24 protein-coding genes are annotated in these 25,457 nt (G+C 71.9%); 4 read left to right on the plus strand and 20 right to left on the minus strand.

Annotated elements, in window-relative coordinates:
- Window positions 1-84: 84 nt before the first annotated feature.
- Window positions 85-1,905: an AMP-dependent synthetase/ligase gene (locus DFJ67_RS40420; protein WP_116074762.1), complete on the plus strand. Its 1,821-nt coding sequence runs from the start codon at window positions 85-87 to the stop codon at window positions 1,903-1,905.
- A 252-nt stretch (window positions 1,906-2,157) separates the two neighbouring features.
- On the opposite strand, the gene DFJ67_RS40425 is transcribed toward DFJ67_RS40420, so the two are convergent.
- Window positions 2,158-2,385, minus strand: coding sequence for a hypothetical protein (locus DFJ67_RS40425; protein ID WP_170216177.1), 228 nt, complete (start codon window positions 2,383-2,385; stop codon window positions 2,158-2,160).
- A gap of 603 nt (window positions 2,386-2,988) precedes the next feature.
- A complete protein-coding gene (gene yczR / locus DFJ67_RS40430) occupies window positions 2,989-4,443 on the minus strand; it encodes a MocR-like transcription factor YczR (RefSeq protein ID WP_116074764.1) in 1,455 nt (484 codons plus the stop codon).
- A gap of 60 nt (window positions 4,444-4,503) precedes the next feature.
- Between yczR and yczE the strand changes: the two genes are divergently transcribed.
- Together yczE and DFJ67_RS40440 are read left to right on the plus strand one after the other, a co-directional pair.
- Complete coding sequence (gene yczE, locus DFJ67_RS40435; RefSeq protein WP_116074766.1) at window positions 4,504-5,178, plus strand: membrane protein YczE; 675 nt, start codon at window positions 4,504-4,506, stop codon at window positions 5,176-5,178.
- An 80-nt stretch (window positions 5,179-5,258) separates the two neighbouring features.
- Entirely contained in the window at window positions 5,259-5,684 is a 426-nt protein-coding gene (locus DFJ67_RS40440) for a hypothetical protein (RefSeq protein WP_116074768.1), read from the plus strand.
- Between the two features lie 127 nt (window positions 5,685-5,811).
- Here the strand turns inward: DFJ67_RS40440 and DFJ67_RS40445 are convergent, their stop codons facing one another.
- From DFJ67_RS40445 to hisD, 9 genes are read right to left on the minus strand one after another with little or no spacing between them, the layout of a single operon-like run.
- Window positions 5,812-7,065 (minus strand): MFS transporter, encoded by a 1,254-nt coding sequence (locus DFJ67_RS40445; RefSeq protein WP_116074770.1) that lies wholly within the window; start codon window positions 7,063-7,065, stop codon window positions 5,812-5,814.
- A 35-nt stretch (window positions 7,066-7,100) separates the two neighbouring features.
- On the minus strand, window positions 7,101-7,865 hold the full coding sequence (gene hisF / locus DFJ67_RS40450; protein WP_116074772.1) for an imidazole glycerol phosphate synthase subunit HisF: 765 nt from the start codon (window positions 7,863-7,865) through the stop codon (window positions 7,101-7,103).
- Entirely contained in the window at window positions 7,862-8,584 is a 723-nt protein-coding gene (priA, locus tag DFJ67_RS40455; protein ID WP_116074774.1) for a bifunctional 1-(5-phosphoribosyl)-5-((5-phosphoribosylamino)methylideneamino)imidazole-4-carboxamide isomerase/phosphoribosylanthranilate isomerase PriA, read from the minus strand. The genes hisF and priA overlap by 4 nt, the downstream gene beginning before the upstream one ends.
- A gap of 22 nt (window positions 8,585-8,606) precedes the next feature.
- Entirely contained in the window at window positions 8,607-8,927 is a 321-nt protein-coding gene (locus DFJ67_RS40460) for a hypothetical protein (RefSeq protein ID WP_116074776.1), read from the minus strand.
- A complete protein-coding gene (hisH, locus tag DFJ67_RS40465) occupies window positions 8,920-9,537 on the minus strand; it encodes an imidazole glycerol phosphate synthase subunit HisH (RefSeq protein ID WP_116074778.1) in 618 nt (205 codons plus the stop codon). The genes DFJ67_RS40460 and hisH overlap by 8 nt, the downstream gene beginning before the upstream one ends.
- Window positions 9,534-9,695, minus strand: coding sequence for a CG2302 family histidine operon protein (locus DFJ67_RS43115; protein ID WP_170216178.1), 162 nt, complete (start codon window positions 9,693-9,695; stop codon window positions 9,534-9,536). The genes hisH and DFJ67_RS43115 overlap by 4 nt, the downstream gene beginning before the upstream one ends.
- A complete protein-coding gene (gene hisB / locus DFJ67_RS40470; RefSeq protein WP_116074780.1) occupies window positions 9,692-10,306 on the minus strand; it encodes an imidazoleglycerol-phosphate dehydratase HisB in 615 nt (204 codons plus the stop codon). Before hisB ends, DFJ67_RS43115 begins: the two co-directional genes overlap by 4 nt.
- The gene (locus tag DFJ67_RS40475; RefSeq protein WP_116074782.1) at window positions 10,303-11,373 is read right to left on the minus strand and encodes a histidinol-phosphate transaminase; all 1,071 of its coding nucleotides are present in this window, start codon (window positions 11,371-11,373) and stop codon (window positions 10,303-10,305) included. The genes hisB and DFJ67_RS40475 overlap by 4 nt, the downstream gene beginning before the upstream one ends.
- Window positions 11,370-12,689, minus strand: coding sequence for a histidinol dehydrogenase (hisD, locus tag DFJ67_RS40480; RefSeq protein WP_116074784.1), 1,320 nt, complete (start codon window positions 12,687-12,689; stop codon window positions 11,370-11,372). The genes DFJ67_RS40475 and hisD overlap by 4 nt, the downstream gene beginning before the upstream one ends.
- A 91-nt stretch (window positions 12,690-12,780) precedes the next feature.
- Between hisD and DFJ67_RS40485 the strand changes: the two genes are divergently transcribed.
- A complete protein-coding gene (locus DFJ67_RS40485; RefSeq protein WP_116074787.1) occupies window positions 12,781-13,551 on the plus strand; it encodes an LON peptidase substrate-binding domain-containing protein in 771 nt (256 codons plus the stop codon).
- On the opposite strand, the gene DFJ67_RS40490 is transcribed toward DFJ67_RS40485, so the two are convergent.
- The 9 genes from DFJ67_RS40490 to DFJ67_RS40525 form a co-directional block, all read right to left on the minus strand.
- Complete coding sequence (locus DFJ67_RS40490; RefSeq protein ID WP_342353857.1) at window positions 13,548-14,240, minus strand: phosphotransferase family protein; 693 nt, start codon at window positions 14,238-14,240, stop codon at window positions 13,548-13,550. The genes DFJ67_RS40485 and DFJ67_RS40490 overlap by 4 nt on opposite strands.
- Window positions 14,234-14,434: a hypothetical protein gene (locus tag DFJ67_RS44275; protein ID WP_239097195.1), complete on the minus strand. Its 201-nt coding sequence runs from the start codon at window positions 14,432-14,434 to the stop codon at window positions 14,234-14,236. Before DFJ67_RS44275 ends, DFJ67_RS40490 begins: the two co-directional genes overlap by 7 nt.
- Before the next feature lie 4 nt (window positions 14,435-14,438).
- Window positions 14,439-15,506 (minus strand): DUF2567 domain-containing protein, encoded by a 1,068-nt coding sequence (locus DFJ67_RS40495; protein ID WP_116074789.1) that lies wholly within the window; start codon window positions 15,504-15,506, stop codon window positions 14,439-14,441.
- Between the two features lie 137 nt (window positions 15,507-15,643).
- The gene (dnaE, locus tag DFJ67_RS40500; protein WP_116074791.1) at window positions 15,644-19,183 is read right to left on the minus strand and encodes a DNA polymerase III subunit alpha; all 3,540 of its coding nucleotides are present in this window, start codon (window positions 19,181-19,183) and stop codon (window positions 15,644-15,646) included.
- 1,374 nt (window positions 19,184-20,557) lie between these two features.
- The gene (locus tag DFJ67_RS40505; protein ID WP_116074793.1) at window positions 20,558-21,973 is read right to left on the minus strand and encodes a MinD/ParA family ATP-binding protein; all 1,416 of its coding nucleotides are present in this window, start codon (window positions 21,971-21,973) and stop codon (window positions 20,558-20,560) included.
- 157 nt (window positions 21,974-22,130) lie between these two features.
- Window positions 22,131-23,078 carry a hypothetical protein gene (locus DFJ67_RS40510; protein WP_116074796.1) on the minus strand — a complete coding sequence of 316 codons (948 nt, stop codon included), beginning with the start codon at window positions 23,076-23,078 and terminating at the stop codon, window positions 22,131-22,133.
- Between the two features lie 27 nt (window positions 23,079-23,105).
- The gene (locus DFJ67_RS40515) at window positions 23,106-23,987 is read right to left on the minus strand and encodes an RluA family pseudouridine synthase (protein ID WP_116077233.1); all 882 of its coding nucleotides are present in this window, start codon (window positions 23,985-23,987) and stop codon (window positions 23,106-23,108) included.
- A gap of 38 nt (window positions 23,988-24,025) precedes the next feature.
- Window positions 24,026-24,613, minus strand: a complete 588-nt coding sequence (gene lspA / locus DFJ67_RS40520; protein ID WP_116074798.1) for a signal peptidase II — start codon at window positions 24,611-24,613, stop codon at window positions 24,026-24,028.
- Window positions 24,614-24,751: 138 nt separating this feature from the next.
- Window positions 24,752-25,171, minus strand: coding sequence for a TraR/DksA family transcriptional regulator (locus DFJ67_RS40525; RefSeq protein WP_116074800.1), 420 nt, complete (start codon window positions 25,169-25,171; stop codon window positions 24,752-24,754).
- Window positions 25,172-25,457: the final 286 nt, after the last annotated feature.

Raw genomic sequence — 25,457 nt, forward strand, 5'->3', positions numbered from 1 at the left:
CCGCGCGGTTCTTCGCCATACTCTTCGGTAGCAAGCGCTGAGGTGACCGCGATCACACGACCAATTAAAGGTGGGTTTCCGGATATGTCGCTCGATGTCCCTTACCGGTCGATCCCCGACATGTTCCTCAAGCGTGTCACCGCGTCGCCCGACGCCCGCGCCTTCGGTTACCCGGGCGATGCCGGCCCACAGTGGATGACCTGGCAGCAGGTGGGCGAGCGGGCCAAGGCGGTCGCGGCGGGCCTGCACGGCCTGGGCGTCGGCGCCGAGGAGCGGGTCGCCATCCTGGCCAACACGCGGCTCGACTGGGTCATCGCCGACCTCGGCATCATGTGCGCGGGCGCGGCCACCACCACCGTCTACCCGACCACCGAGCCGGAAGACGCGACGTTCATCATCGCCGACTCGGGCTCCAAGGTGGTCATCGCGGAAAACCCGATGCAGGCCGGCAAGCTCAGCGGCGCCACGCTCCCCGACGTCAGCCACGTCGTGCTGATCGACGGCGACGCCGACCCGGCCGCGAGCCCGCCGCAGCTCACCCTCGCCGACCTCGAGAAGCAAGGAGCCGCGGCGCTGGCCGGCGAGCCCGGGCTGATCGAGCGGCTGGTCGCCGACATCGCGCCCGACCACCTGGCCACGCTGATCTACACCTCGGGCACCACCGGCCGCCCCAAGGGCGTCGAGTTGCTGCACGCGGGCTGGTGCTGGGAGGCGGTGGCACAGGCCGACCTGGGCATCCTGCGCTCCGACGACCTGCAATACCTGTGGCTGCCGCTGTCGCACTCGTTCGGCAAGACGCTGCTCTGCGGCATCATCCACGTCGGCCTGCCGACCTATGTCGACGGCCGCATCGACGTGCTGGTCAACCAACTCGGTGTGGTCAAGCCGACGCTGATGTGCGGCGCACCCCGGATCTTCGAGAAGGTCTACAACGCCGCGATCACCAACGGCACCTCGGCCGGCGGGGCCAAGGCCAAGATCTTCACCTGGGCCGTGGCGACCGGCAAGCGCAAGGTCACGCTGGAGCAGGCCGACCAGCCGGTGCCCGCGGGCCTCAAGGTGCAATACGCGATCGCCACCAAGCTGGTCTTCAGCAAGCTCCAGGCCCGCCTGGGCGGCAACATCCGCACGCTGGTCTCCGGCGCGGCGCCGCTGAGCGTCGACATCTCCGAGTTCTTCGCGGCCGCGGGCCTGCCGATCTCGGAAGGCTACGGACTCACCGAAACCAGCGCCGGCAACTTCGTCAACCGCCCCGGCGGCCTGCGGATCGGCACGGTCGGCCAGCCCTTGGGCGACCTCGAGTGCAAGATCGACGCCGACGGCGAGGTCCTGCTCCGCGGCGCCCCGGTGATGCGCGGCTACCACAACCTGCCGGAAGAGACCGCGGCCGCCTTCACGGAAGACGGCTTCTTCCGCACGGGCGACATCGGCGAGCTGGCCGAAGACCGCTACCTGAAGATCACCGACCGCAAGAAAGACCTGGTCAAGACGTCGGGTGGCAAATACATCGCGCCGTCACACATCGAGGGCCTGTTCAAGGCCATCTGCCCGCTGACCTCCCAGGCGATCGTGATCGGCCAGGCCCGCAACTTCTGCACCATGCTGATCACCCTCGACCCCGACGCGGTGACGGCATGGGCCGCGGGCGGCGAGCTTGCCGGCCGCTCCTACACGGAAATCGTCGCGTCGACCCAGGCGGAGGCGATGGTCGCGGGCTATGTGGCCGAGCTCAACGCGAAACTCAACCGCTGGGAAACCATCAAGAAGTTCACCATCCTCCCCCGTGACCTGACCATCGAAGACGGCGAAATGACCCCGTCCATGAAGATCAAGCGCCGCGGCGTCGAGGCCAACTTCCAGAGCGAGATCAACAAGATGTACGAGGGGACTCTCGCGGAGATCTGACCGCCAGCTTCAGCCGGCCCGTCGGGAGCGATCCCTCGCTCCCGACGGGCCGTCTCTTTCGATCGCGTGGTTCCGCAGGTTCGGTCGCTCCGGCCGCCCTCGGCGGCGGGGGCCTGGGCGGCACGCCGGTCCGTGTCGGACGCCGGTCTAGGCCGCACGCCCGGTCCAGGCCGCCCGCCCGTCAAGGCCGCCCGCCCGTCTAGGCCGCACGCCCGGTGTAGGCCGCCCCGCCCGCCAAGGCCGCCCGCCCGTCTAGGCCGCCCGCCCGTCTAGGCCGCACGCCCGGTCCAGGCCGCACGCCCGGTCCAGGCCGCCCACCCGGTCCAGGCCGCCCACCCGGTCCAGGCCGCCCACCCGGTCCAGGCCGCCCACCCGGTCCAGGCCGCCCACCCGGTCCAGGCCGCCCACCCGGTCCAGGCCGCCCACCCGGTCCAGGCCGCCCACCCGGTCCAGGCCGCCCACCCGGTCCAGGCCGCCCACCCGGTCCAGGCCGCCCGCCCAGTCAAGGCCGCCCGCCCGTCAAGGCCGCACGCCCGTCAAGGCCGCACGCCCGTCAAGGCCGCACGCCGGTCCGGATTCCCTGAACCTGGCTCGCCAATCTCGCGCCTTCGCCGCGCCGGCAGGCAGGCCGGGACGAGCCCGGCCGCGGTTTCCGCCGGCGCGGCGCATTCGCCACGCCGCCTTCGACCAGATCTAGGTAAATGGATGTAGCTATAGCTACATCCATTTACCTAGATCTCGCGGGACGGGCCACGCCGAGGGTCCTCATCGGGAAGCGAGGCGAACGCCTTGACCGTCTCGGTCACCTCGGAGCCGCGGGCACGGGTAGAACAGGAGCGCCGCGCACGTTGCCGCGGATCGCCCCGAGGCGGATCTCGGTCGCTCCGGCCTCGATCGGCTGGTCGACCAAGCGGTCGAGCAGGAGGGGTGGCCAGGCGGTCGAGCAGGAGGGGTGGCCAGGCCGCGGTTGCGCTTAGCGCGGGTCCAGGTAGCTGACGTAGGGCTCGCCCACGCGCGGCGCGCTGATGCCAGACGACGGCCGGCAAGACACCGTCGACCGAGCCGCGCGGATCGGTCGCGCTCCTAGGCGATGACCACTGGCTTACGCCAGCCGGGGTGGGGGGTGTGGTCGAGGTCGTAGCGGACCGTCGCGATCCGCTTGACCGCGTCGACCAGTTCGCCCGCCGGCAGGGTGTAGGGCAGCCGTAGGAACCGCTCCAGCGTCCCGTCCAAGCCGAACCGCGGCCCCGGTGCGAGGCGCACGCCAACCTCCTCCGCGGCCCGGGCCAGGGCGCTGGAGATCGGGCCGTCCAGCTCCGCCCACAGCGTCACGCCGCCCTGTGGCGGGCGGACCCGCCACTCGGGCAGGTGTTCGGCGAGCGCCGCCAGCAGCGCGTCGCGCTGGGCGGCGAGTTGCAGCCGGCGGGCCGGGACGATCGTGTCGGCGCGGTCGAGGAGCTGTGCCGCCACCAACTGGTCGAGCACCGGGCTGGCCATGTCGACGCCGACGCGCAGGGCGGCCAGGCGTTGCACCGTCGGCGCCGACGCGCGGACCCAGCCGATTCGCAGGCCGCCCCAGTAGGGCTTGCTCATGCCGCCGATGGTGATCACTCGGGAGTGGCGGTCGAACAACGCGACCGGCGGTGGCATCTCCACGCCGTCCAGAGGTAGGTCCACGAAGGACTCGTCGACGACCAGGTCGGTGCCGGTCGAGTGGGCCGTCGCGACCATCCGCTCGCGTAGGTCGGCCGGCATCAGGTGGCCGGTGGGGTTGTGGAACTCGGGAATCACGTACGCCAGGCGGGGTGTGCTCTGCCTCAACGCTCCGAGCAGCAGCTCGCCGTCCCAGCCGGCGTCGGTGTCGAGGCCGTGCGTGGTGATGCGGGCGCGCCGCGCGGACAGCGCCGCCAGCGCGTTGGGATAGGTGGGCGATTCCATGAGTACGCCGTTGCCGGCCTGCACCGTCAGCCGCAGCACCAGGTCGAGTGCCTGCTGGGTGCCGCTGGTCACCATGATCTGGTCGGGGCTGGTCGGCAGGCCGCGGTCGGTGAAGCCGCGGGCGACCGCCTCGCGCAGCTCGACCAGGCCGGTCGGGTGGTAGCCCGCGTCGCCCAGATAGCGCGGCAGCTCATCGGCGGCGGCGCGGGCTGCGGGGATCAGCTCGGGCGGCGCGGCCAGGGCGGCGCAGCCGAGGTCGATCATGTCGAGGTCGTTGAGTGGGGTCCACAGGCCGGTGCTGGCCACTCGGTGGCCGCCGGGCAGCGTGGTCCAGCTTCCGGCGCCGCGCCGGCTGGTCAGGTGGCCGCTCTCGCGCAGCTCGCGGTAGGCCGCCGTCACCGTGGTGCGGCTGACCTTGAGCGCCTCGGCAAGCTCGCGCTCGGCCGGGAGCCGGATGCCCAGCGGGAGGCGGCCGTCGGCGAGCAGGCCGCGGACCGCGCCGGCCAGAGCCGCGTAGTCGGGGTTGCGGCGGCGACCCGGCAAGGCGTGCCAGTGGCCGAGCAGGCGGGCGAGTTGGCTTCCGCGGACCAGGCTTGTCATATCCACTCCTCGCGAATTGGCTCTTCAGCACCGAACCAATTGGCATTCAGAGTGGCATGCATGGCGTCTGAGAGCAACCATCCGCACTCCCACCTCGACCTGCGTGACCGGCTACCTCGGCGGCTGGTCCAGCTCTTCTTCGGGCTGGTCCTCTACGGCGCGAGCATGGCCCTGCAGATCGAGGCCACCCTGGGACTGGACCCCTGGGACGTGTTCCACCAGGGTCTCGCGGAGAAGACCGGGCTCTCGTTCGGCACCATCGTGATCATCGTGGGTGCGGTGGTGTTGCTGCTGTGGATCCCGCTGCGGCAGAAACCGGGCATCGGCACCGTCAGCAACATCGTCCTCATCGGTCTCGCGGTCGACGCGACCCTGTTCCTGCTGCCGACGCCCGACGCGCTGCCGGTGCGGATCACCTTCCTGGTGCTCGGCATCCTGCTGAACGGGGTCGCCGGCGGGCTCTACATCGGCGCCCGGCTCGGACCGGGACCGCGCGACGGGCTGATGACGGGCTGGGTGGCCCGCCGGCCGGGCCGCTCGATCCGGGTCACCCGCACAGTGATCGAACTCACCGTGCTCGGCGCGGGGGTGCTGCTCGGGGGCACGATCGGCGTGGGCACGGTGGCGTACGCCCTCCTCATCGGACCGTTGAACCACCTGTTCATCCTGCTGTTCGCGGTGCGTCCGTCGGGTCCGCGGCTCGGCCCGGAGCCGCTGCCGGATCCCGCGACCTGACGCATCGACGAAGAAGGTTTCAGGTAAACGAAAGATCACGCCAATGTTCATGGGCCGTTGACGTTGGCATCATTGGGGTCATGGGGCAGGACGGCTGGCGGAGATCCGACGCCTGGATCTTCGTCGCGGTGGTGATGGCCAACGGCGCGGGGCGACACATGCGCTCGGCGACTACCCGGCGGCCCGAGGGCGTGCGGCTCGCTGACGTGCTCTCGATGGCCGACCACCTCCGCCAGTCCCTACCCGACCGGCGCGAGGTCGAGGAAGCCGTCCGGCGGCTCACCGGGGCCGGCCTGATCACTGTGGGCGACGGCTGGTTCCGCGTCACCCCGGCCGGCGAGGTGCTGTGGCGCGCCCGGCCGGTCGGGATGGGCGCGGTCGACAGCCTGTTCGCCCGGCTGCAACGCCGCCCGCTGCCGGTCGACGCCGACTGGACCCTCGACGACGCCGACCACGCGGCCGCGATCCTCGAATACGCGGGCCGCGTCGAACCCACCGAAGACTGATCAAAAACCGCTCCCAGGGGTACGTGCGCAGCGCCCCAGGCCGCGGTGGCTTCCTACCGGGGTGCAGAGCAAGGACCTGGGCCGCGGCGAGCAAGGGGTTCCTGCCCTCGGGCGCGGACGCGGATCGTCAGGTCAGCACCGGCGTCGGCTCGGCCGGCAGCGCCGCGCGGTGCCGGGCGGCCCAGCCGACCAGCGGCACCGTCACGGCCGCGGCCGCCAGGAACAGGCCGCCGATGAGCAGCCAGCCCCACCCGCCGGTGGTCACCGCCAGCGCGATCAGCGACGCCGGCGCGACCATCTGGATCGCCGAGTTGCCCATCCGGAAGGCGCCAAAATATTCGCCGCGCCGCTCCGCCGGGGGTAGCTCCGCGGCCAGCGTCCACGAGCCCGCCGACTGCCACATCTCGGAGAGTGTGAACAGCACCGTCGCCACGACGAAGACCAGCATCGTGGTCACGCCCGAGGTCGCGCCGGCCAGGTAGAAGACCGGGCAGCCGAGCGCGGCCGCCAGCCCACCGAGCCGCAACGCCCGGGCGGCGCCGTCGACCGTGTGCGCGCCGCGGGTCATCGCCACCTGAAGCGTCGTCGCCATCAGGGTGTTGACCAGCGTCAGCACGCCGATCCACCACTTCGGCGCGTCGGTGTGCGTGAGCAGCCACGGTGGAGCGACCTCGAGCTCGATCGTCCCGTAGGCCAGCAGCACCGCGCACAGCACCGTCACCGCCAGGAACGGCCGGTCGGTGAACACGTGCCGTTGGCCGGCCGGGCGTTGCTGCCGGGCCCGGCCCGCCGGACCGGCCGGGAGGCGCAGGATCAGCAGCAGGTTGACCAGCAGCACGACCGCGTTGGCCAGCGGCAGCGCCAGGTAGGCGGCGTGGGTGTCGATGGCGAGGGCCAGGGCGGCCAGGCCGGCGCCGACCGACCAGCCGACGTTGAGCCAGGAGCGGGCGAACGCCTGGGTGCGTACCCGGGTCTCCGGCTCGACCGCCTCGATCAGGTAGACGTTGCGGCCGGCCTGCCCGATGCCGTTGACCAGTTCGAAGAAGACGATCATCGCGAGGAAGCTGACGAACCCGCGCGCGAACGGCCACAGCAGGAAGCCAGCGGCGCTGCCGGCCACGCCGACCAGCCAGGCGGTGCGCGGCCCCCAGCGGTCGGCCAGCGCGCTCAGCGGCACCGAGCAGACCAGCACCGCGCCTGCCGCCGCCGACAGGCCGATGCCGATCTCGTGCGGCGCGAGGCCGACCACCCGGGTGAAGAACACCGCGCTGCCCGTGCTGAAGGTCCCGATGCCAACCCCGAAAATCAAGCTGACGAGGGCGTACGCCCGGGGTAGGCCCGCCGGAGGCACCAGGTTCTCCCGCACGCCCATGACAGGCATCCCACCACGTCAGCGGTTGATCTTTCGACCCCGTTTCAGCGCACCGGGTAGTCCGCCTGCCGCAGGGCGGTCTTCACGTCGCCGATCGCCAACTCGCCGAAGTGGAACACGCTGGCCGCGAGCACCGCGTCAGCACCGGCGTCGACCGCCGGCGGGAAGTCGGAAGTCGCGCCGGCACCGCCACTCGCGATCACCGGGATGTCGACGACCGCCCGGACCGCCCGGATCAGCTCCAGGTCGAAGCCGGCCTTGGTGCCGTCGGCGTCCATCGAGTTGAGCAGGATCTCGCCCGCGCCGAGCTCGGCGACCTGCCGCGCCCACTCGACCGCGTCGAGCCCGGTCCCACGACGGCCGCCGTGGGTGGTCACCTCGAAGCCCGACGACGCCGACGACGCCGATCGCCGCACGTCGAGGGAGAGCACCAGCACCTGGTTGCCGAACCGCTGGGCGATCTCGCGGACCAGTTCCGGCCGCGCGATGGCCGCCGTGTTGACGCCGACCTTGTCGGCCCCGGCCCGCAGCAGGGTGTCCACGTCGGACACCGACCGCACGCCGCCGCCGACGGTCAGCGGGATGAAGACCGATTCGGCGGTACGCCGGACCACGTCGAGCATCGTCCCCCGGTCGTCGGAGGACGCGGTCACGTCGAGGAAGGTCAGTTCGTCGGCGCCGGCCGCGTCGTAGGCGGCGGCCAGCTCGACCGGGTCGCCGGCGTCGCGGAGGTCGACGAAGTTGACGCCCTTGACCACCCGCCCCGCGTCGACGTCGAGACACGGGATCACCCGGACGGCGACGCTCACGACGACAGCACCGCCAGCGCCTCGCGCACGGTGAACGCGCCGGCGTAGAGCGCCTTGCCGGCGATCACGCCCTCGACGCCGGCGCTCTCCAGGGTGGCCAGCGCGCGCAGGTCGTCGAGGGTGGACACCCCGCCGGAGGCGATCACCGGCGCCGGCGTGCGGTCGCAGACCTCGCGCAGCAGGTCGAGGTTGGGCCCGCGCATCGTGCCGTCCTTGGTGATGTCGGTGACCACGTAGCGGGCCGCGCCGGCCTTGTCGAGCCGCTCCAGCACCTCGAAGAGGTCGCCGCCGTCGCGGGTCCAGCCCCGGGCCGAGAGGGTACGGCCGCGCACGTCGAGCCCGATCGCCACCCGCTCGCCGAATTCACCGCAGACCCGGTCGCACCACTCGGGATCCTCGAGCGCGGCCGTGCCGATGTTGACCCGGGCCGCACCCGTGGCCAGCGCGGCCCGCAGCGAGGCGTCGTCGCGGATGCCCCCGGACAGCTCGACCTTGACGTCGAGGCGGCCGACCACGTCGGCGAGCAGCGCCGCGTTGGAGCCGCGGCCGAAGGCGGCGTCGAGGTCGACCAGATGCACCCACTCGGCCCCGTCGTGCTGCCAGGCGAGCGCCGCCTCCAGCGGGTCGCCGTAGCCGGTCTCGGTGCCGGCGGCGCCCTGCACGAGGCGGACGGCCTGGCCGTCGGCGACGTCGACGGCCGGCAGCAGGGTGAGCGTCACGGTGGTCTCCTCAGATGCTTCTTCAGGTCCGGCGGCCCAGGGCGACGATAACCAGGGCGGGCAGGCAGAGCACGGTCAACAGGGTCAACACGATCTTCAGGCCCGGGTCGTCGACCAGGAACCAGACGAGCGCGAGCAGCACGATCGTGATGACCACGATCCCGGCCCGCTCGCCGCGGCTGCGCCGCGCGAACAGCCGGCCGGTGCGGCGCTGCTTGGGCCTCAGCTTCGCGACGACGGCCCGGCGGCGCTGCCGGCGGGCGACCGTGCGGGCCCGCTTGGCACGCAGCTTGGCCGCCTCGGCCTCGCGGGCGGCCCGGCGCAGGGCGCGTTCCTTAGCCAAGGGTGGCCAGCCAGTTGCCGAGCAGGGTTGCCCCCGCGTCACCGGACTTCTCCGGGTGGAACTGGGTCGCCGACAGCGGCCCGCGCTCGACGGCGGCCACGAACGGCGCGTCGTGGACGCAGGTGGTCGCGCCAGGGATCGGGTCGTGCGCGGCGTAGGAGTGGACGAAGTAGAACCGGGTGCCGGCCGGCAGCCCGGCGAACAGCACCGAGTCGGCCGGCGGGGTGACCGTGTTCCAGCCCATGTGCGGGACCCGGCGGGCGGCGAGCCGGCTGACCGTGCCGGGCAGCAGGCCCAGCCCCTTGGTCACCACGCCGTGCTCCTCGCCGGCCTCGAACAGCACCTGCATGCCGACGCAGATGCCGAGCACCGGGCGGCCGGCGGCGACCCGCTCGGCGATCACCCGGCCGGCCGAGCCGGGCAGCGCGTCGATCCCGGCCATGCAGGCCGCATAGGCGCCGACGCCGGGCACCACCAGGCCGTCGGCCGCGGCCGCCGCGGCCAGGTCAGGGGTGACGGTGACGGTGGCGCCGACCCGCTCGAGCGCGCGCTGCGCGGAGCGCAGGTTGCCGGAGCCGTAGTCGAGCACCACGACCGAACGCGCGGTCACGACGGCACCAGCCAGAGGATCCCGCCCAACAGCGCGAACGCCGCCAGCACCGCGACGACGCCACCGGGCAGCTTGGCGCCCTGCTTGAAGAGCGAGAACGCGCCGCCGCTCAGGATTCCGGCGAGCGCCAGCAGCAGAATGGGGACGATCGAACTCACAAGGCACCCTTTGTGGACGGTACGGCGCCGCCGGCGCGGGGGTCGATCGCGACCGCCTCGCGCAGGGCCCGGCTGACGGCCTTGAACTGCGCCTCGACCACGTGGTGGGCGTCGGGGTTGCCGCCCGGTCGGGCCGCCCGGAGCACGTCGACGTGCAGGGTGACCCGCGCCGCGAGGCCGAACGACTCGAAGATGTGCCGGGTCATGCTGGTCGGGTAGACCGGCCCGATGTAGGGCGCCAGCGGCGGCTCGTCGTGCACCACGTAGGCCCGACCGGACAGGTCGACCGCGGCCCGGACCAGCACCTCGTCCATCGGCACGGTGGCGCTGCCGTAACGGCGGATGCCGGCCTTGTCGCCGAGCGCCTCGGCGAACGCCGTGCCCAATGCGATCGCCGTGTCCTCCATCGTGTGGTGGGCGTCGATCTCCAGGTCGCCGACGGTCTGCACGGTCAGGTCGAAGCCGCCGTGCCGGGCGATCTGGTTGAGCATGTGGTCGTAGAAGCCGACGCCGGTCGAGATCTCGCCCCGGCCGGTGCCGTCGAGGTCGATCTCGACGCTGACCTTGGTCTCGTTGGTCGTGCGTTCGACACGGGCAACGCGGTTGCTCACAGGTCCTCCAGGGCGGCAAGGAAGGCGTCGGTCTCGGCGGGAGTGCCGGCGGTGACCCGGAGCCAGCCGGGCAGGCCGACGTCGCGGACCAGCACGCCGCGGTCGAGCAGCGCCCGCCAGACCGCCTTCTGGTCGCCGCCCACCTCGAAGAGCACGAAGTTGGCGTCGCTGTCGGCCACGGTCAGGCCGCGGGCGCGCAGGGTGTCGACGATGCGGTCGCGCTGCCGCTTGATCGCCTCGACGGTGACCAGCAGGCTGTCGCGGTGTGCCACGGCCGCGCGGGCGGCGGCCTGGGTCAGCGCGCTCAGGTGATAGGGCAACCGCACGAGTTGCACGGCGTCGACCACGGCCGGGTCGGCGGCCAGGTAGCCCAGCCGGCCGCCGGCGAAGCCGAACGCCTTGCTCATCGTGCGGGTCACGACCAGCCGCGGGTGGCCGGGCAGCACGGTCAGCGCGCTCGGGGTGCCGGGCCGGGCGAACTCGGCGTAGGCCTCGTCGACCACGACCATGCCCGGCGCCACGTCGAGCACCGCGGTCACCACGTCGGGCGGCAGCGCCGTACCCGTCGGATTGTTGGGTGAACAGAGGAAGACCAGATCCGGCGCGTGCGCCCGCACCTGGGCCGCGACGTCGGCGGCGGTCAGCGTGAAGTCGGCGCCGCGGTGGCCGTCGACCCACGCGGTGCCGGTGCCGACCGCGAGCAGTGGGTGCATCGAATAGGCGGGCGTGAAGCCGAGCGCGGTGCGCCCCGGGCCGCCGAACGCCTGGAGGAGCTGCTGCTGGATCTCGTTGGAGCCGTTGGCCGCCCACACGTTGGCGCCGGTCAGCCCGTGCCCGAGGTAGGCCGCGAGGTCGGACCGCAGCGCCACGGCGTCGCGGTCGGGGTAGCGGTTGAGGTCACGGAGCTCGTCCTGAAGAGCCTTGCCGATCGCTTCGACCACATCATCGGGTACGGGGTAGGAGTTCTCGTTGGTGTTGAGCCGCACCGGCACGTCGAGCTGCGGCGCGCCGTAGGGGGTCAGCCCGCGCAGGTCGGCCCGCAGCGGGAGGTCGTCGAGGTGGGTCATGCCGGGAACCTCGCCGTGACCGCCTCGCCGTGTGCCGGCAGGTCTTCGACATTGGCAAGCGTGACCACGTGCGGCGCGGCCTCGCGCAGCGCCGGCTCGTCGTATTCGATGATGTGGATGCCGCGCAGGAACGACTGCACCGACAGGCCGCTGGAGTGCCGGGCGCAGCCGCCGGTCGGCAGCACGTGGTTGGAGCCGGCGCAGTAGTCGCCCAGCGAGACCGGCGCGTAGGGGCCGACGAAGATGGCGCCGGCGTTGCGTACCCGCATGGCGATCTCCCTGGCATCTCTGGTCTGGATCTCCAGGTGCTCGGCGGCGTAGGCGTTGACGACCCGCAGCCCCTGCTCGAGGTCGTCGACCAGCACCGTGCCGGACTGCTCCCCGGACAGGGCGGTGGCGATCCGCTCGGTGTGCTTGGTCCGGCCCACGCGCGCCTTCAGCTCGGCGTCGACCGCGTCGGCGAGGTCTTTCGACGGGGTGACGAGCACGCTGGCCGCCAGCGGGTCGTGCTCGGCCTGGCTGATCAGGTCGGCGGCGACGTGGCCGGGGTCGGCGGTGTCGTCGGCCAGCACGGCGATCTCGGTGGGGCCGGCCTCGGCGTCGATGCCGACGGCGCCGCCGCTGCGCAGCAGCCGCTTGGCCGCGGTGACCCAGACGTTGCCGGGCCCGGTGATGATGTCGACCGGACGGCAGTAGCCGGTGCCCTCCGCGTTGGTGGTGCCGCCGTAGCCGAGCAGGGCGATCGCCTGTGCGCCGCCGACCGCGTAGACCTCGTCGACGCCGAGCAGCGCGCAGGCGGCCAGCACCCGCTGGTCGGGCAGGCCGTCGTTGTCCTTCTGCGGCGGGCTGACGACCACCAGGGCCTCGACGCCGGCGACCTGGGCGGGCACCACGTTCATGACCACGGTCGACGGGTACATGGCGAGGCCGCCGGGCACGTAGAGGCCGACCCGCTCGACGGGAACCCAGCGCTCGGTGACCGTGCCGCCGCGTACCACCTGGGTGGTGGTGTCGTGTCGTTTTTGATCTTCGTGCACTGTGCGGGCGCGACTGATCGCCTCCAGCAGCGCGGCGCGCACGTCGGGGTCGAGGCTGTGCTCGGCGGCCTTGATCGTCTCGATCGGGACGCGAAGCTCGTCGATCTCGACGCCGTCGAACCGCGCGGTGGCGTCGCGGACCGCGGTGAACCCATGCTCGCGCACCGCCTCGACGAGCGGGCGGATGGTCTCGACGGCCTGCGACACATCGAGCCGGGCACGGGGCAACAGACCGCGCGGGTCGGTGTCGACTCCGCGCAGGTCGATCCGGTTCAACACCCTGCAAAGTCTAGGCGTCCCAGCAATCGGGATTCCGGCGCCGTTCGCACGGTTCGGGTACGGGTGCCCGGTCAGGCGCTAGGCTCGGCGGGTGACGTCGCGGCTGCCCGTTTTCCCCCTCGGAGCGGTGCTTTTTCCAGGCCTGGTGCTGCCGTTGCACATCTTCGAGGAGCGCTACCGCGATCTGGTGAAGCATCTGCTGAGCCGGCCCGACGGTGATCCGCGCGAGTTCGGAGTCGTGGCGATCCGGCAGGACGCGGAAACTCTGCCCACCACACCGGCGCCGGGCCCGTTCCCGTCGACGCCGCCGCGGCTGGGCCCCGTCCCGACCACGCCGGTGTCCCCGCCGTCGGTGCCCGTGGCGGTGCCCGACGACGTGGCCCTGCACGAGGTGGGCTGCACGGCCGAGCTGAGGCAGGTGACCGAGCTGCCCGACGGCCGCTACGACATCGTGACGGTGGGCCGGCGGCGCTTCCGGGTCGTGTCAATCGACCGGTCGTCCGAGCCCTACCTGATGGCCGAGGTCGAGTGGCTGCCCGAGCCCGACGGCCAGGAAGAACTCGCCGACCTGCTGGCGCCGCGGGTGCTGGCGGTGTTCCGGCAATACCTGACGCTGATCCGCGACGACGACCAGGAGCTGACCGAGCAGCTCCCGGAGGACCCGACGGTGCTGTCCCACCTCGTGGCGGCAACGGCGGCGTTGACGCTGGAAGACCGCCAGCGGCTGCTCGCCACGGTCGACACGGCCGGGCGGCTCGGTGCGGAGCTGCGGTTGCTGAGCCGCGAGGCCGCGCTGCTGCGCCAGGTGCGGGCGGTGCCGGTGCCGCTGCGGGAGCTGGCCGTGCCGGCGAGCCCCAACTAGGCCAGCGCCGCCACGTAGTCGGTCAGCCGCCGGGTCAACAGGCCCGGGGTCAGGTCGCTGCGGCCGAGTTCCCGCCAGGGCCCGGCGACCTTCTCCGCGTCGGGGGCGAATCCCAGGGCGTCGAGCAGGCACCAGTAGCGGCGATCCTCCGGGTCCTCGGCGAGCCGGCCGCCGGCTTCGCGGTAGTGCTCGGGAAACCTCAGGCCGGCGTCCGGGCCGTGCAGCAGGGCGGTCGCGGTGGCGCAGTGTGCGACGTCGAGGTCCGCGGGACCCCAGGAGGTCTCGACCCAGTCGACGACGCCGGTGATCGTCTCGCGCTCGAAGAGCACGTTCCCGGGGTGGAAGTCGCGGTGCAGGAACGTGCCGGTGTAGGGCGGCGGATCGCGGCGGATGACGTCGACGGCCCGCCGCCAGAGAGCGGTGGGCGCCGGGACCCGGTCGGGGCTCGTCCAGGCCTGGTAGACCCGCGGCCGGGCATGCTCCGGCACGGCCAGGCGGTGGATGTCGACCAGTTGCCGGGCCAGCGGTTGCGACAGGTCGTCGGCGAGGCGGACCTCGCCGGGCAGCAGCGACATCAGCAGCGACGGGTGCGCGCAGTGTGCCGCGGTGGCGTCGACGGCGTGAAGGCGCGCGGCGGGAACGTCGGTGCCGGCCAGCAGGCGCAGGATGTCGGCCTCGCGGGTCAGCAGGCCGGGGGCGTGTTTCCTGAAGAAGGGCTCTGGAACGAGCGGAGGACCAGGGCGTACGACCCGTCGGGGCCGTCGATGTCGAGCCGGCGCATCCGCGAGGTCCAGCCACCCCGCAGGGCGGTGCTGGCCCGCACCTCGTGGCCGGGGCCGAGGGTGGTCGCCAGCCAGGCGAGGGTGCCGGGCTCGAGGGGCACGGCGCTAGCGTCCCGGGTCGGCCAGCTCTCCCGCCGGGGGCGGCGCCTGCGGACCCTGCACCTCGCCGAGGGTGTAGAACGGGTTGACCACGGCGGGCTGCGGTTGTGCCGCCGGCTCCGGCCGCAGGCTCGGCGTGCGCGACCAGCCGGCGAGCAACGTATACATGATCACCGCGCCGAAGGTGGCCATCAGCAGGTCGCCGTGCACGAACGGGATGACGTCCCAGAGCTTGGTGAAGCCACCGGCCCGCAGATCCGGCGGCCGGATGATCAGGTCGCCCGAGTGCGCGGCCGCCACCGCGTCGTGGAAGGCGCCGATCCCGATCCGCCGCCCGACCTGCCAGGCCAGGATGCTCGCGCCGACGGTGCCGACCACGAGGCCGGCCAGGGTCCACGGCCCACGGAAGCGCTTGAAGAAGACCCAGGTGACCAGGGCGGCGAGGAGCCCGAGCGAGAACAGCAGGATGGTGAACCACCCGTCGGAGGCGATGAACTCCTCCGGACTCGGCGTCGCGAACACGGCACCGTCATCGGTCTTGATGATGGGCACTCCGGGCGCGACCACCGACCAGAGCAGGCCAAGCGGAGCCCCGATCACCGCGACGACGGCCGCCGTCAGCACCGCGGCCGCGAGCCGCTGCTTCAACGGCACCGGCGGCGCCTCAGGCACGAACGGCCCGTAGGAGTCGATCTCAGCCGGCGTGAACGTTCCGTCGACCACCGCCGGATCGGCGCCCGCCGGCGCGGACATCCCATCGGTTGCGGGGTGGCCCGGCTTCTGGTCGGACCCGCCGGTGGGCCAGCTCGCCCGCGATTCTCCCGCCGTCAGCGGGTCGGGCGTCGTCCAGGCCCCGCCCGCGTGAGGAGCGTCGCCTGACGGGACCGCGCCAGCGGTCGGCGGGTTGGTCGGCGGGACCGCGCCAGCGGTCGGCGGGTTGGGCGGCGGGACCGCGCCACCGGTCGGCGGGTTGGGTGGCGGCGCCCACGTTCCGTCGCCTGAGGCGGGGTTTGCGCCGGACGCGGCGGGCGCCGTCCACGGCCCGTCGGTCGGTTCTGGGCTGGCGGCGGTCACCGCCCGATCCTCTCAGGCGAACCGCCCAACGCCTACCGCACCCCGCCACAATCGATCAAGCCACCCAACCCACCGACCACACCAGCCCCAGCCTCAACGGCATGCGGCGATGAACTCCGTCACGCCGCCATGCCGGATCAGCGCGCCAACTCGACCGCCGACGGCCCGAGCAGGGCCTTGAGATCAGCCATCAGCGCCGTCGTGGGCGCCACCCGCAACGGGCTCAGCCGCAACACGGTGGCCTTGGAGCCGTTGACCAACCGGACATGCACCTCGGACGGCCCGGGATGGGTGTTGAGGATTTCGCGGAGGCGTTCGACCAGGGGCGGCGTGACGCGGTTGGTGGCGATGTTCATGACCACCGGCTGGTTGCCGTCGGCGCCGGCCGCCGAGATGTCGGGGATGGACATGTCCATGGCCATGATGCGGGCCTGGTCGTCGCGGCGGTCGACGCGGCCCTTCACCACCACGATGGCGTCTTCCGCGATGTATTGGCCGACCAGCTCGTAGGTGTTGGGGAAGAACAGCACCTCGACGCCGCTGGTGATGTCTTCGATCGAGGCCGACGCCCAGGGGCGGCCCTGCTTGGTGATCCGCCGCTGCACGCCGGTCAGGATGCCGGCCAGCGTGATCACCGCACCGTCGGCGACCGCGCCCTCCTCGGCCAGAGCCGCGATCGACGTGTCAGCCGCCGCCGACAACGCCCGGTCGAGGCCCGACAGCGGGTGGTCGGAGACGTAGAGGCCGAGCATCTCGCGCTCGAAGGACAGCTTGTCGGGCTTGTCCCACTCGCCGTCGGGGATCGGCGGCGAGACGATCATCGACGGTTCGGCCGCGTCGCCGAACGCGGAGCCGAACAGGTCGTATTGCCCGACCGCCTCGTTTTTCTTCACGCCCATGAACGCGTCGATCGCGTCGGCGTGGATGGCCAGGAGGCCCTTGCGGCTGTGGCCGAGCGAGTCGAACGCGCCTGCCTTGATCAAAGACTCGATGGTGCGCTTGTTGCAGGCGACCGCGTCGACCTTGCGGAGGAAGTCGTAGAAGTCGGTGTAGGCGCCGTGCTGCTTGCGGGCCCGCACGATCGCCTCGACCACGTTGACGCCGACGTTGCGGACGGCGGCCATGCCGAACCGGATGTCGGTGCCGACGGCGCCGAACCGGGCCACCGACTCGTTGACGTCGGGCGGCAGGACCTTGATGCCCATCCGGCGGCACTCGGCGAGGTAGATCGCGGCCTTGTCCTTGTCGTCGCCGACCGAGGTGAGCAGGGCGGCCATGTATTCGGCCGGGTAGTTGGCCTTGAGGTAGGCGGTCCAGAACGAGACCAGCCCGTAGCCGGCGGTGTGCGCCTTGTTGAAGGCGTAGTCGGAGAACGGGACCAGGATGTCCCACAACGTCTTGATCGCCGCCTCGGAGAACCCCTTGTCCCGCATCCCCTGCGAGAACGGGACGTACTCCTTGTCGAGGATCTCTTTCTTCTTCTTGCCCATCGCCCGGCGAAGCAGATCCGCCGCGCCGAGCGTGTAGCCGGCGAGCTTCTGCGCGATCGCCATGACCTGCTCCTGGTAAACGATCAGCCCGTAGGTGTCGCCCAGAATGTCTTCCAGATCGTTGGCAAGCTCAGGATGGATCGGCACGACCGGCTTGCGGCCGTTCTTGCGGTCGGCGTATTCGTTGTGTGCGTTGGCGCCCATCGGGCCGGGCCGGTAGAGCGCGAGCACCGCGGAGATGTCTTCGAAGTTGTCGGGGATCATCGAGCGCAGCAGCGAGCGCATCGGGCCGCCGTCGAGCTGGAAGACGCCCAGGGTGTCGCCGCGCGCCAGCAACTCGTAGGTCGGCTTGTCGGCCAGCGGCAGCTTCTCCAGGACGACCGTCTCGCCCCGGTTGTCGGCGATGCCGTCGAGGCAGTCGTCCATGATCGTGAGGTTGCGCAGGCCCAGGAAGTCCATCTTGAGCAGGCCGATGGACTCGCAGGCGCCCATGTCCCACTGCGTGATGATGGCGCCGTCGTTGTCGCGCCGCCAGATCGGCAGCACGTCCATCAGCGGCTCGCCGGACAGGATCACGCCGGCCGCGTGCACGCCGGGCTGGCGGATCAGGCCCTCGATGCCCTTGGCGGTGTCGACGACCTTCTTGGTGTCGGGGTCGGTCTCGTAGAGCGTGCGGAACTCGGCGGCCTCGGCATAGCGGTTGTGCGACGGGTCGAAGATGCCGGCGAGCGGCATGTCCTTGCCCATCACCGGCGGCGGCATCGCCTTGGTGATCTTGTCGCCGACCGCGAACGGGTAACCCAGCACCCGGGCCGCGTCCTTGACCGCCGCCTTCGCCTTGATCTTGCCGTAGGTGACGATCTGGGCGACCCGCTCCTCGCCCCAGCGCTCCGTCGCGTAGCGGATCATGTCGCCGCGCCGGCGCTCGTCGAAGTCCATGTCGATGTCGGGCATCGAGATGCGGTCGGGGTTGAGGAACCGCTCGAACAGCAAGCCGTGGTCCATCGGGTCGAGCTCGGTGATCTTCAGCGCGTAGGCGATCAGCGCGCCGGCCGCCGAACCACGACCGGGACCGACCCGGATCTTCTCCTTGCGGGCGTATTCGCAGAGGTCGGCGGTGACCAGGAAGTAGCCCGGGAAGCCCATCTTGCAGATGACGTCGAGCTCGTAGTCGGCCTGCCGCAGCCGGTCGTCGGGCACCCCGTTGGGGAACCGCTCGCGCAGCCCGCGGTGCACCTCGGCGCGCAGCCACGACTCCTCGGTGTAGCCGTCGGGCACCGGGAACGAGGGCATCAGGTTGCGCGAGGCGAACACCGACGAGTAGTCGCCGATCTTCTCGGCGATCTCCAGCGTGTTGGCGCAGGCGCCGGGCACCTCGGCCTCCCACACGGCGCGCATCTCGTCGGCGGACTTCAGGTAGAAGTCGCGCGCGTCGAACTTGAAGCGCTTGGGATCGGCCATCGTGGAACCCGACTGCACGCAGAGCAGAACCTCGTGCGCGTCGGCGTCTTTCGCGTAGGTGTAGTGCAGGTCGTTGGTGGCCACCGGCTTGAGGTCGAGCCGCTTGCCGAGGCGCAGCAGGTCCTGCCGGACCCGGGTCTCGATGCCGAGCCCGTGGTCCATCAGCTCGAGGTAGAAGTTGTCCTTGCCGAAGATGTCGGCGAACTCGGCGGCCGACGCGCAGGCCTTCTCGAAGTCGCCGATCCGCAGCCAGGTCTGCACCTCGCCAGAGGGGCACCCGGTGGTCGCGATGATCCCCTTGCCGTGCTCGTGCAGCAGCTCACGGTCGGCCCGCGGCTTGAAGTAGTAACCCTCCAGTGACGACCGCGACTGCATCCGGAAGAGGTTGCGCAACCCGTCGGCGTCGGCGGCGAGCATGGTCATGTGGGTGTAGGCGCCACCGCCGGAGACGTCGTTCTCGCCACCGTCGGCCCAGCGCACCCGGACCCGGTCCTGCCGGGCCGTGTTGGGCGTGACGTAGGACTCAACCCCGATGATCGGCTTGATCCCGGCGCCGGTGGCCTGCTTGAAGAAGTCGTAGGCGCCGTACATGTTGCCGTGGTCGGTCATCGCCAGCGCCGGCATGCCCAACCGGTTGGCCTCGGCGAACAGCTCCTTGAGCCGGGCGGCACCGTCGAGCATCGAGTATTCCGTGTGCACATGCAGATGCACGAAAGAGTCGGACACCCAAGACCCCCTTCACCCAAGCGCCGCGACCACCCTAGTCCGGGGATACGACGAGAAGCACCCGCCGACGCCCGGTGAGTTTAAGATCAAATTCATTTGGCATTCCCCGGTCCGCGGTGGACCGGACAGATGCTCCCGCCGGGGATCGCTCCGCTTGCCAGGTCCGCGGTGGGATCAGGGCCTTCGCCCCGCGCCGCCCCAACCTCGGTGGTTTCTGCTTCGCTTGCCCGCGGGCCCGCCGGCCACCCGCTGGCCCGGAGGCCCCGGCGCCGCGGTAACCCTTGCTGGTCTCGGCCGGCGAGTTCCTTGATCGTCTGCATCAGGTCAGCTCGATTCCAGGCCTAAACCATGATCATGTGTGCCACGTCTGAACGACACGCCGCGACGACGGTCGATGGACACACACGATCAAGGACAACCGGCTCGCCCGTCTCAACCAGACGCACACGATCACCATCCTGTCGCCGCGACCGGCCACCGGCAGTAGGTGCACGCCAGGCCTGCGGGACGACCCGAATCCAATCCTCACAACACCTGTCCAGCGGTTCCGGAGACGGCTCGCTGGCCCTCAACACGGGCCGGCCCCCCACCAGATCCAGAAACCGCCCGCCCCGGCCCACCACAGACCGACCGCCCCAGCCCAGCAAGACTCGACGCGTTCCGGGCCCCTTCCCTGGGTCCGCCCGCCCTGGCCCACCACAGACCGATGCCCCGAGTAAGACTCGACGCCCTCCGAGCGGCACCAGGACCGCCCACCGCGGCCCACCACAAGCCGACGAGCAGGCGCCCCAGCCGAGCAAGAAAGACTCCGAGCCGGCTCGCAAGGTGGGTAAGCCACCCACCCGTGCCGGCGTTCAGCGGATCCGCTCCCACCCGGCCCGGTCGTCCCGCCGACGATTGCTCCGCTGCCCGGTCCGCAGGACACACTCCCTAAAGCATCCTAGGACAAAGCCCCGTCACGAACGGAGCCGCGGCGCATTCAGAGACGGTGGTCCGGGATTCAGCCCGGCCCCGATGACCTCCCGCGCGGGGCGAAGAGCAGGTCGGTCGTCGCTGCGTCAAGGGAGCGCACGATCCGGCGGCACGAGGTCTCGAAGGTGCGCGACCCGACCGAGCTGCTCCGCCTCGTCGACAACGATCCCGTCGCGGGTCACGACGGTCCAACGGCGCGAGGTCTCCGCAATGTGGCGGTCTGGCCGAGCTTCGACTGGTCGACAACTACCCCAGCGCCCGGTCCCACTGCGGCCGAGGTGGCGGCCTCCGCGCAATCACCCAGCTCCACCATGCTCGCCGGCCAAACCCTGACAACGCCCGCACCGGGCGCGGTGCCGCCGACCACGACCTTCGCGGAAACATCAGGAAGCGCACCGGAGATCAGCGGGCGAAGGGCTCCAGCATGATGCTGGCGGCCTTGAGCCAGGCGTCCCTGGTCTCCGGCTGGAGTTGCTGGTATTCGATCGACGAGCCGGTCTCCAGAGCCGGGTCGTAGGGCACCACGGCGACGGCCCGGGTGCGGGTCGCGAAGTGCGCGGCGAAGTCGTCGAGCAGCGGCGACTTGCCCGGCGTCGGGCAGGACAGCAGCGTCACCGCGTTGGTCGCCAGGTCGCCCATGCCCACGTCGTAGAGCAGGTCGAGCATCCAGTCGGCGGTGAACGCGGCGTCTTCGCGCGGCACGGTGGTGATCACGAGCTGGTCGGCCGCCTGGAGGACGGTCTGCCAGTTGGCGCTCTCCACGTTGTTGCCGGTGTCGACGCAGATCACGTCGTGGGTGCGGCGCAGCAGCTCGATCACCCGCCGGACGGTGTATTGGTCGAGGCGCTGGGCGAACCGCGGGCTCTCCTCGCCGGCCAGCACGTCGTAGGTGCCGTCGGAGGCGTGCCGCAGGTAGGCGTCGAGCACCTCGGTCAGCCCGTAGCCGTGCTGCGACTCGACCTCGGCCAGATCGGCGATCAGGTGCCTTATGGTGCGGGCGTGCCGGGCGCTGCCGGCGCGCAGGCCGAGCGTGCCCCGCAGCTCGTTGTCGTCCCAGGCCAGCACGCCCTGCCCGCGGACGCTGCCGACGGTCGCGGCGGCCAGCACGGTCGCGGTGGTCTTGTGCACGCCGCCCTTGGGGTTGGCGAACGCCACCACCCGCGAGCCGCCGAGCTCGCGACGGAGCACCCCGACGGCCCGCTCGACCTCGAGGTTGGCGGCCGCCGGCGCCCGCCACTCCAGGCCACCCGGGTCGGGCGGCGCGGCAAGCGGTGGCGGAGGTGGCGGCGGGGGCGGCTCGACCAGCCGGGGCTCGGTGCGGGCGAACCCGTTGTAACCGCCGCCGGCGTAGCCCTCGGTGTAGTCGCCACCGTCGAACTTGTCGCCCGTGTAGCGGTCGTCGGTGTAACCGGCGCCGTAGGCGTAGTCAGGCTCGCCGCTGTAGTAGGCGCCGGAGCGGTAGGCGCCGGGCTCGTAGGGCTCCGGAGCGGGTGGCTGGGCGGGCGGGAAGGGCTCCCGAACCGGCGGCTGCGCGGGCGGGAAGCTCTCCGGCACCGGCGGCGGGAAGCTCTCCTGCGCGGGCGGGTAGCGCCGCTCGGGCGGGTAGGCAACCGGCGCGACAGCGCGGCCCTGGAACCCGTTGACCGGCGCGATCGGCTGCTCCTGACGCTCCACCGGCGCCCGCGGCGCGGCAACTCTGGCTTCCCGGACTTCATGGTTTTCGCCGGTGCGACCCCCGAGCAGCGCGCGGTCGAGGAGTGCTCGCCACCGTGGGGCCGGCTCAGCCGGTCGACCCCATCCGGTTTCGGTGCCCTCCACGCCTCGCCCTCCCGACGCGTACTCCCGCTCGACAGATCCGGCTACGACGCAACCCTATGCGGCCCGCACCAGCACGCATATCCCCACTGTGCACATGGCACACCGTCAGACTGGTCCAACGTGCCGGACCGGTCACCGGATGTGGGCCACCACACGATTACCCCGGCTCCGGTGAACCGGTTGGCGCGGCCTCGGTCGGCGCGGCGGTCGGCGGCTCGCCGGTCGGACCGACGGGCTCCGGCGTCGGCGGCTCGGGCGGTGGTGCCGACGCCGTCGGCGCGGCCGGTTGCCCGGTCGGCGTGGGGTCGGCGGCGACCGGGTTGGCCGCCGGGTGCGGCTCCGGCAGCGGCGGCAGGAACACCGCCCGGTCCAGGGCGCGCACCTCGGGCGCCGGGTCGACCGCGCGCACGCCGGGGCGGGCGGCCAGCCGCTTGAGATCGGGGGCCGCCGCGCGCAGGACCGCCGCGTAGACACATGAGCAATGGGTACGGTATGCCGTCGCCTCGGCGATCGCCACTTGCGCGGCGGTCTCGTACACAGGACGCAGTCGCTCTTCGTCCTTGGTCCCGGTGACCTCGACGGCGCGCTCCTGGTAGTCGTGCGCCTCGCGCTCCTTGCGCTCGGCGAACAGCAGCATGCCGGCGACCACGTCGTCGGGAACCTTGTGCACCGGCATCCGGGCGATCTGGGTCTGCATCCCCGGCAGCGGCACCCGGGTGAAGACCTCGGCGACCGGTGCGCCGTCGAGCACTGTGGGCAGCCGGTCAGGAGCGAGATAGGCCGAGAACATCACGAGGGCGTACGGTGACCCGTCGCCCGACGCCTTCGCGGGGAGCTGGTCGAGTTCGCGGCGGGATTCGGCGAGATAGCTCGGCACCGACTCGCCGTCGGGGACACCGACCCGGACCACTTCGGTGTCAGCCGGCGTGTCGCGCGGGCGTTCCGCGACCCAGACCGCGGTCACCAGCACCGCGGTGACCGAGGCCAGCGCGACCGCGGTGAGCAGGCCGGTGTGGCCGGTGGGCCGGCGCAGCCGGTCGAGCAGGCGACCCAGCGGCGGCACGACGGCCTGGTCGAGGCGGCGGAACAGGTCGTCGACGCGCACGATCCCTCCCCCACCACCCGTCGCGGCTCAGTCGCGCAGCACGTCCAGCGCGTGCTGCAGGTCGTCAGGGTAGCCGCTCTCGAAGAGCACCTCGTCGCCCGTGCCAGGGTGGACGAACGAGAGCGCGCGGGCGTGCAGCCACTGTCGGCTCAGCCCGATTCGGGCGGAGAGCGTGGGGTCGGCGCCGTAGGTCAGGTCACCCACGCACGGATGCCGCAAAGCCGAGAAATGCACGCGAATCTGGTGGGTACGCCCGGTCTCCAGCCGCACGTCGACCAGGCTCGCGGCCGGGAACGCCTCGACCGTGTCGTAGTGGGTCACGCTCGGCTTGCCGCCGGAGACCACCGCCCACCGGTAGTCGTGGTGCGGGTGCCGGTCGATCGGCGCGTCGATGGTCCCGCGCAGGGGATCGAGGTGGCCCTGCACGACGGCGCTGTAGCGCTTGTCGACCTCGCGCACCTTGAACGCCCGCTTCAGCCCGGTGTAGGCCCGCTCGCTCTTGGCCACCACCATCAGCCCGCTGGTGCCGACGTCGAGCCGGTGCACGACACCCTGCCGCTCGGCGGCGCCGCTGGTGGAGATCCGGTGCCCGATGGCGGCCAGCCCGGCGACCACGGTCGGCCCCGTCCACCCCGGACTCGGGTGTGCGGCGACGCCGACCGGCTTGTCGACCACGACGATGTCGTCGTCGGCGTAGACGACCAGCAGCCCGGGGACGGCCTGCGGGACGATCGCGTCGGTCGGTGCCTGCGGCTCGGGCAGCCGCACCTCGAGCCACGCGCCGGCGGCGACCTTGTCGGACTTGGGCCGCGGCGTGCCGTCGACGACCGCGTCACCGGCCTCGACGATCGCGGCGGCGGCGGTGCGGGACAGCCCGAACAGCCGGGAGATCGCCTGGTCGAGGCGCATACCGTCGAGCCCGTCGGGGACGGGCAGGGCGCGGGAGGTCACTTGTCGCCCGCGTCGGTCTTGGCTTTGGCCTTACGCAGCGGCACCCGCGAGCCGTCGCGCTGCCGGCCGGTGAACTCCAGGATGATCGCCAGCACGACGCCACAGGTCAGCGCGCTGTCGGCGATGTTGAAGACGGCGAACCGCTCGCCGTAGGGCGCGAACAGGCTGATCATGTCGACGACGTGGCCCTCGAACGGGCCGGGCGCGCGGAACAGCCGGTCGGTGACGTTGCCGAGCGCACCGCCGGCGACCAGGCCGAGGGCTATCGCCCAGGGCATCGAGCGCAGCTTGAACGCCATCCAGGTGATCCAGCTGACCACGCCGAGGGCGACCAGCGGGAAGATCCAGGTGTGGCCGCTGGCCAGGCTGAACGCGGCGCCGCCGTTGCGGATCAGGCTGAGGTAGACCGCCCCGCCGAGGATCCGGACCGGCCCGCGGTCGGTGAGCTCCTGGAGGGCCCAGTGCTTGGTGAGCTGGTCGAGCAGGATGATGAAGGCGGCGACGCCGACCAGGATCCAGACGGCCGCGCGGCGGGCGCGCGTGGGCGGCGCCGGGGTCTGGTCCGCAGGCGTGGTCGCGGTCATCTGTCCCTCTTCGGCGGCGTTCAGCTCGGCCTGCTTCCTCGTCGGCTGGGTTCGCCGGGTGCCATAAGGCAGTGCCCGGTCGGACCGTGCTGGCACGGCCCGGCCGGGCAACTCTACGCGAACGCCGGCGCGCCGCGGCTACCGGCGCTCCTCCAACTGCTTGCAGGTCACGCACAGGGTCGCCGAGGGGAACGCGGCCAGCCGTTCCACCGGGATCGGGTTGCCGCACCGCTCGCACCAGCCGTAGCCGCCCTCGTCCAGGCGTTCCAGCGCCCGCTCGACCTGGCTGATCCGGTCGAGGATGCTGTTGGCGAGGGAGATCTCCTGCTCACGCTCGAAGGTCTTGGTGCCGGTGTCGGCCTGGTCGTCGCCCGCCGAGTCGGTGAACCGGTCGCGCTGCAAGACGGTGATCTCGGTCAGCGTCTGGCTGTGCTCGATCGTCAGTTCATCCCGCCGTGACGAGAGGGCCGCACGGATCTTCTCCGTCTCCGCGGCGGACCGGGTGCCCCTCGGCGCCTTCCTGCTGGCGGCGGTCTTCGTGTCGGCTGGCTTCACCATGGCTTCTCCCTCAGCCGCGGCCCCCGCGGCGGTTTGTGCTGCCGCCGCGGAGGAGGAACGCTTCCTCCGCGACGCGACCGGGTCGGCAGACCCGGTCTGGATCGAGGTGTCGGCTCCGGCTGGCGCGCTCGGCGCGCCCACCTCCGACCTGGTGGCGCGGGTCGACGACCCTGCCTTCGAGGCACCGGCGGCCTTGCGGCCACTTCCGCGCCCCGACGCCGGCGCCGCCGTTGGCGCGGCCTTCTTCCGTGCCGCCGGCCGCGCGGGGGCCGGTTCGGCCTCCACG

The organism is Asanoa ferruginea (assembly GCF_003387075.1).
Taxonomy (GTDB): Bacteria; Actinomycetota; Actinomycetes; order Mycobacteriales; family Micromonosporaceae; genus Asanoa; species Asanoa ferruginea.

What these genes read in the sequence shown, in the direction of transcription:
- DFJ67_RS40445 (WP_116074770.1), bottom strand. Translation starts at nt 7,065, where the DNA reads ATGCCTGTCATGGGCGTGCGGGAGAACCTGGTGCCTCCGGCGGGCCTA.
- DFJ67_RS40440 (WP_116074768.1), top strand. Translation starts at nt 5,259, where the DNA reads ATGGGGCAGGACGGCTGGCGGAGATCCGACGCCTGGATCTTCGTCGCG.
- DFJ67_RS40515 (WP_116077233.1), bottom strand. Translation starts at nt 23,987, where the DNA reads ATGCGCCTCGACCAGGCGATCTCCCGGCTGTTCGGGCTGTCCCGCACC.
- DFJ67_RS40525 (WP_116074800.1), bottom strand. Translation starts at nt 25,171, where the DNA reads ATGGTGAAGCCAGCCGACACGAAGACCGCCGCCAGCAGGAAGGCGCCG.
- yczE (WP_116074766.1), top strand. Translation starts at nt 4,504, where the DNA reads ATGGCGTCTGAGAGCAACCATCCGCACTCCCACCTCGACCTGCGTGAC.
- DFJ67_RS40420 (WP_116074762.1), top strand. Translation starts at nt 85, where the DNA reads ATGTCGCTCGATGTCCCTTACCGGTCGATCCCCGACATGTTCCTCAAG.
- yczR (WP_116074764.1), bottom strand. Translation starts at nt 4,443, where the DNA reads ATGACAAGCCTGGTCCGCGGAAGCCAACTCGCCCGCCTGCTCGGCCAC.
- lspA (WP_116074798.1), bottom strand. Translation starts at nt 24,613, where the DNA reads ATGACCGCGACCACGCCTGCGGACCAGACCCCGGCGCCGCCCACGCGC.
- DFJ67_RS40475 (WP_116074782.1), bottom strand. Translation starts at nt 11,373, where the DNA reads ATGACCCACCTCGACGACCTCCCGCTGCGGGCCGACCTGCGCGGGCTG.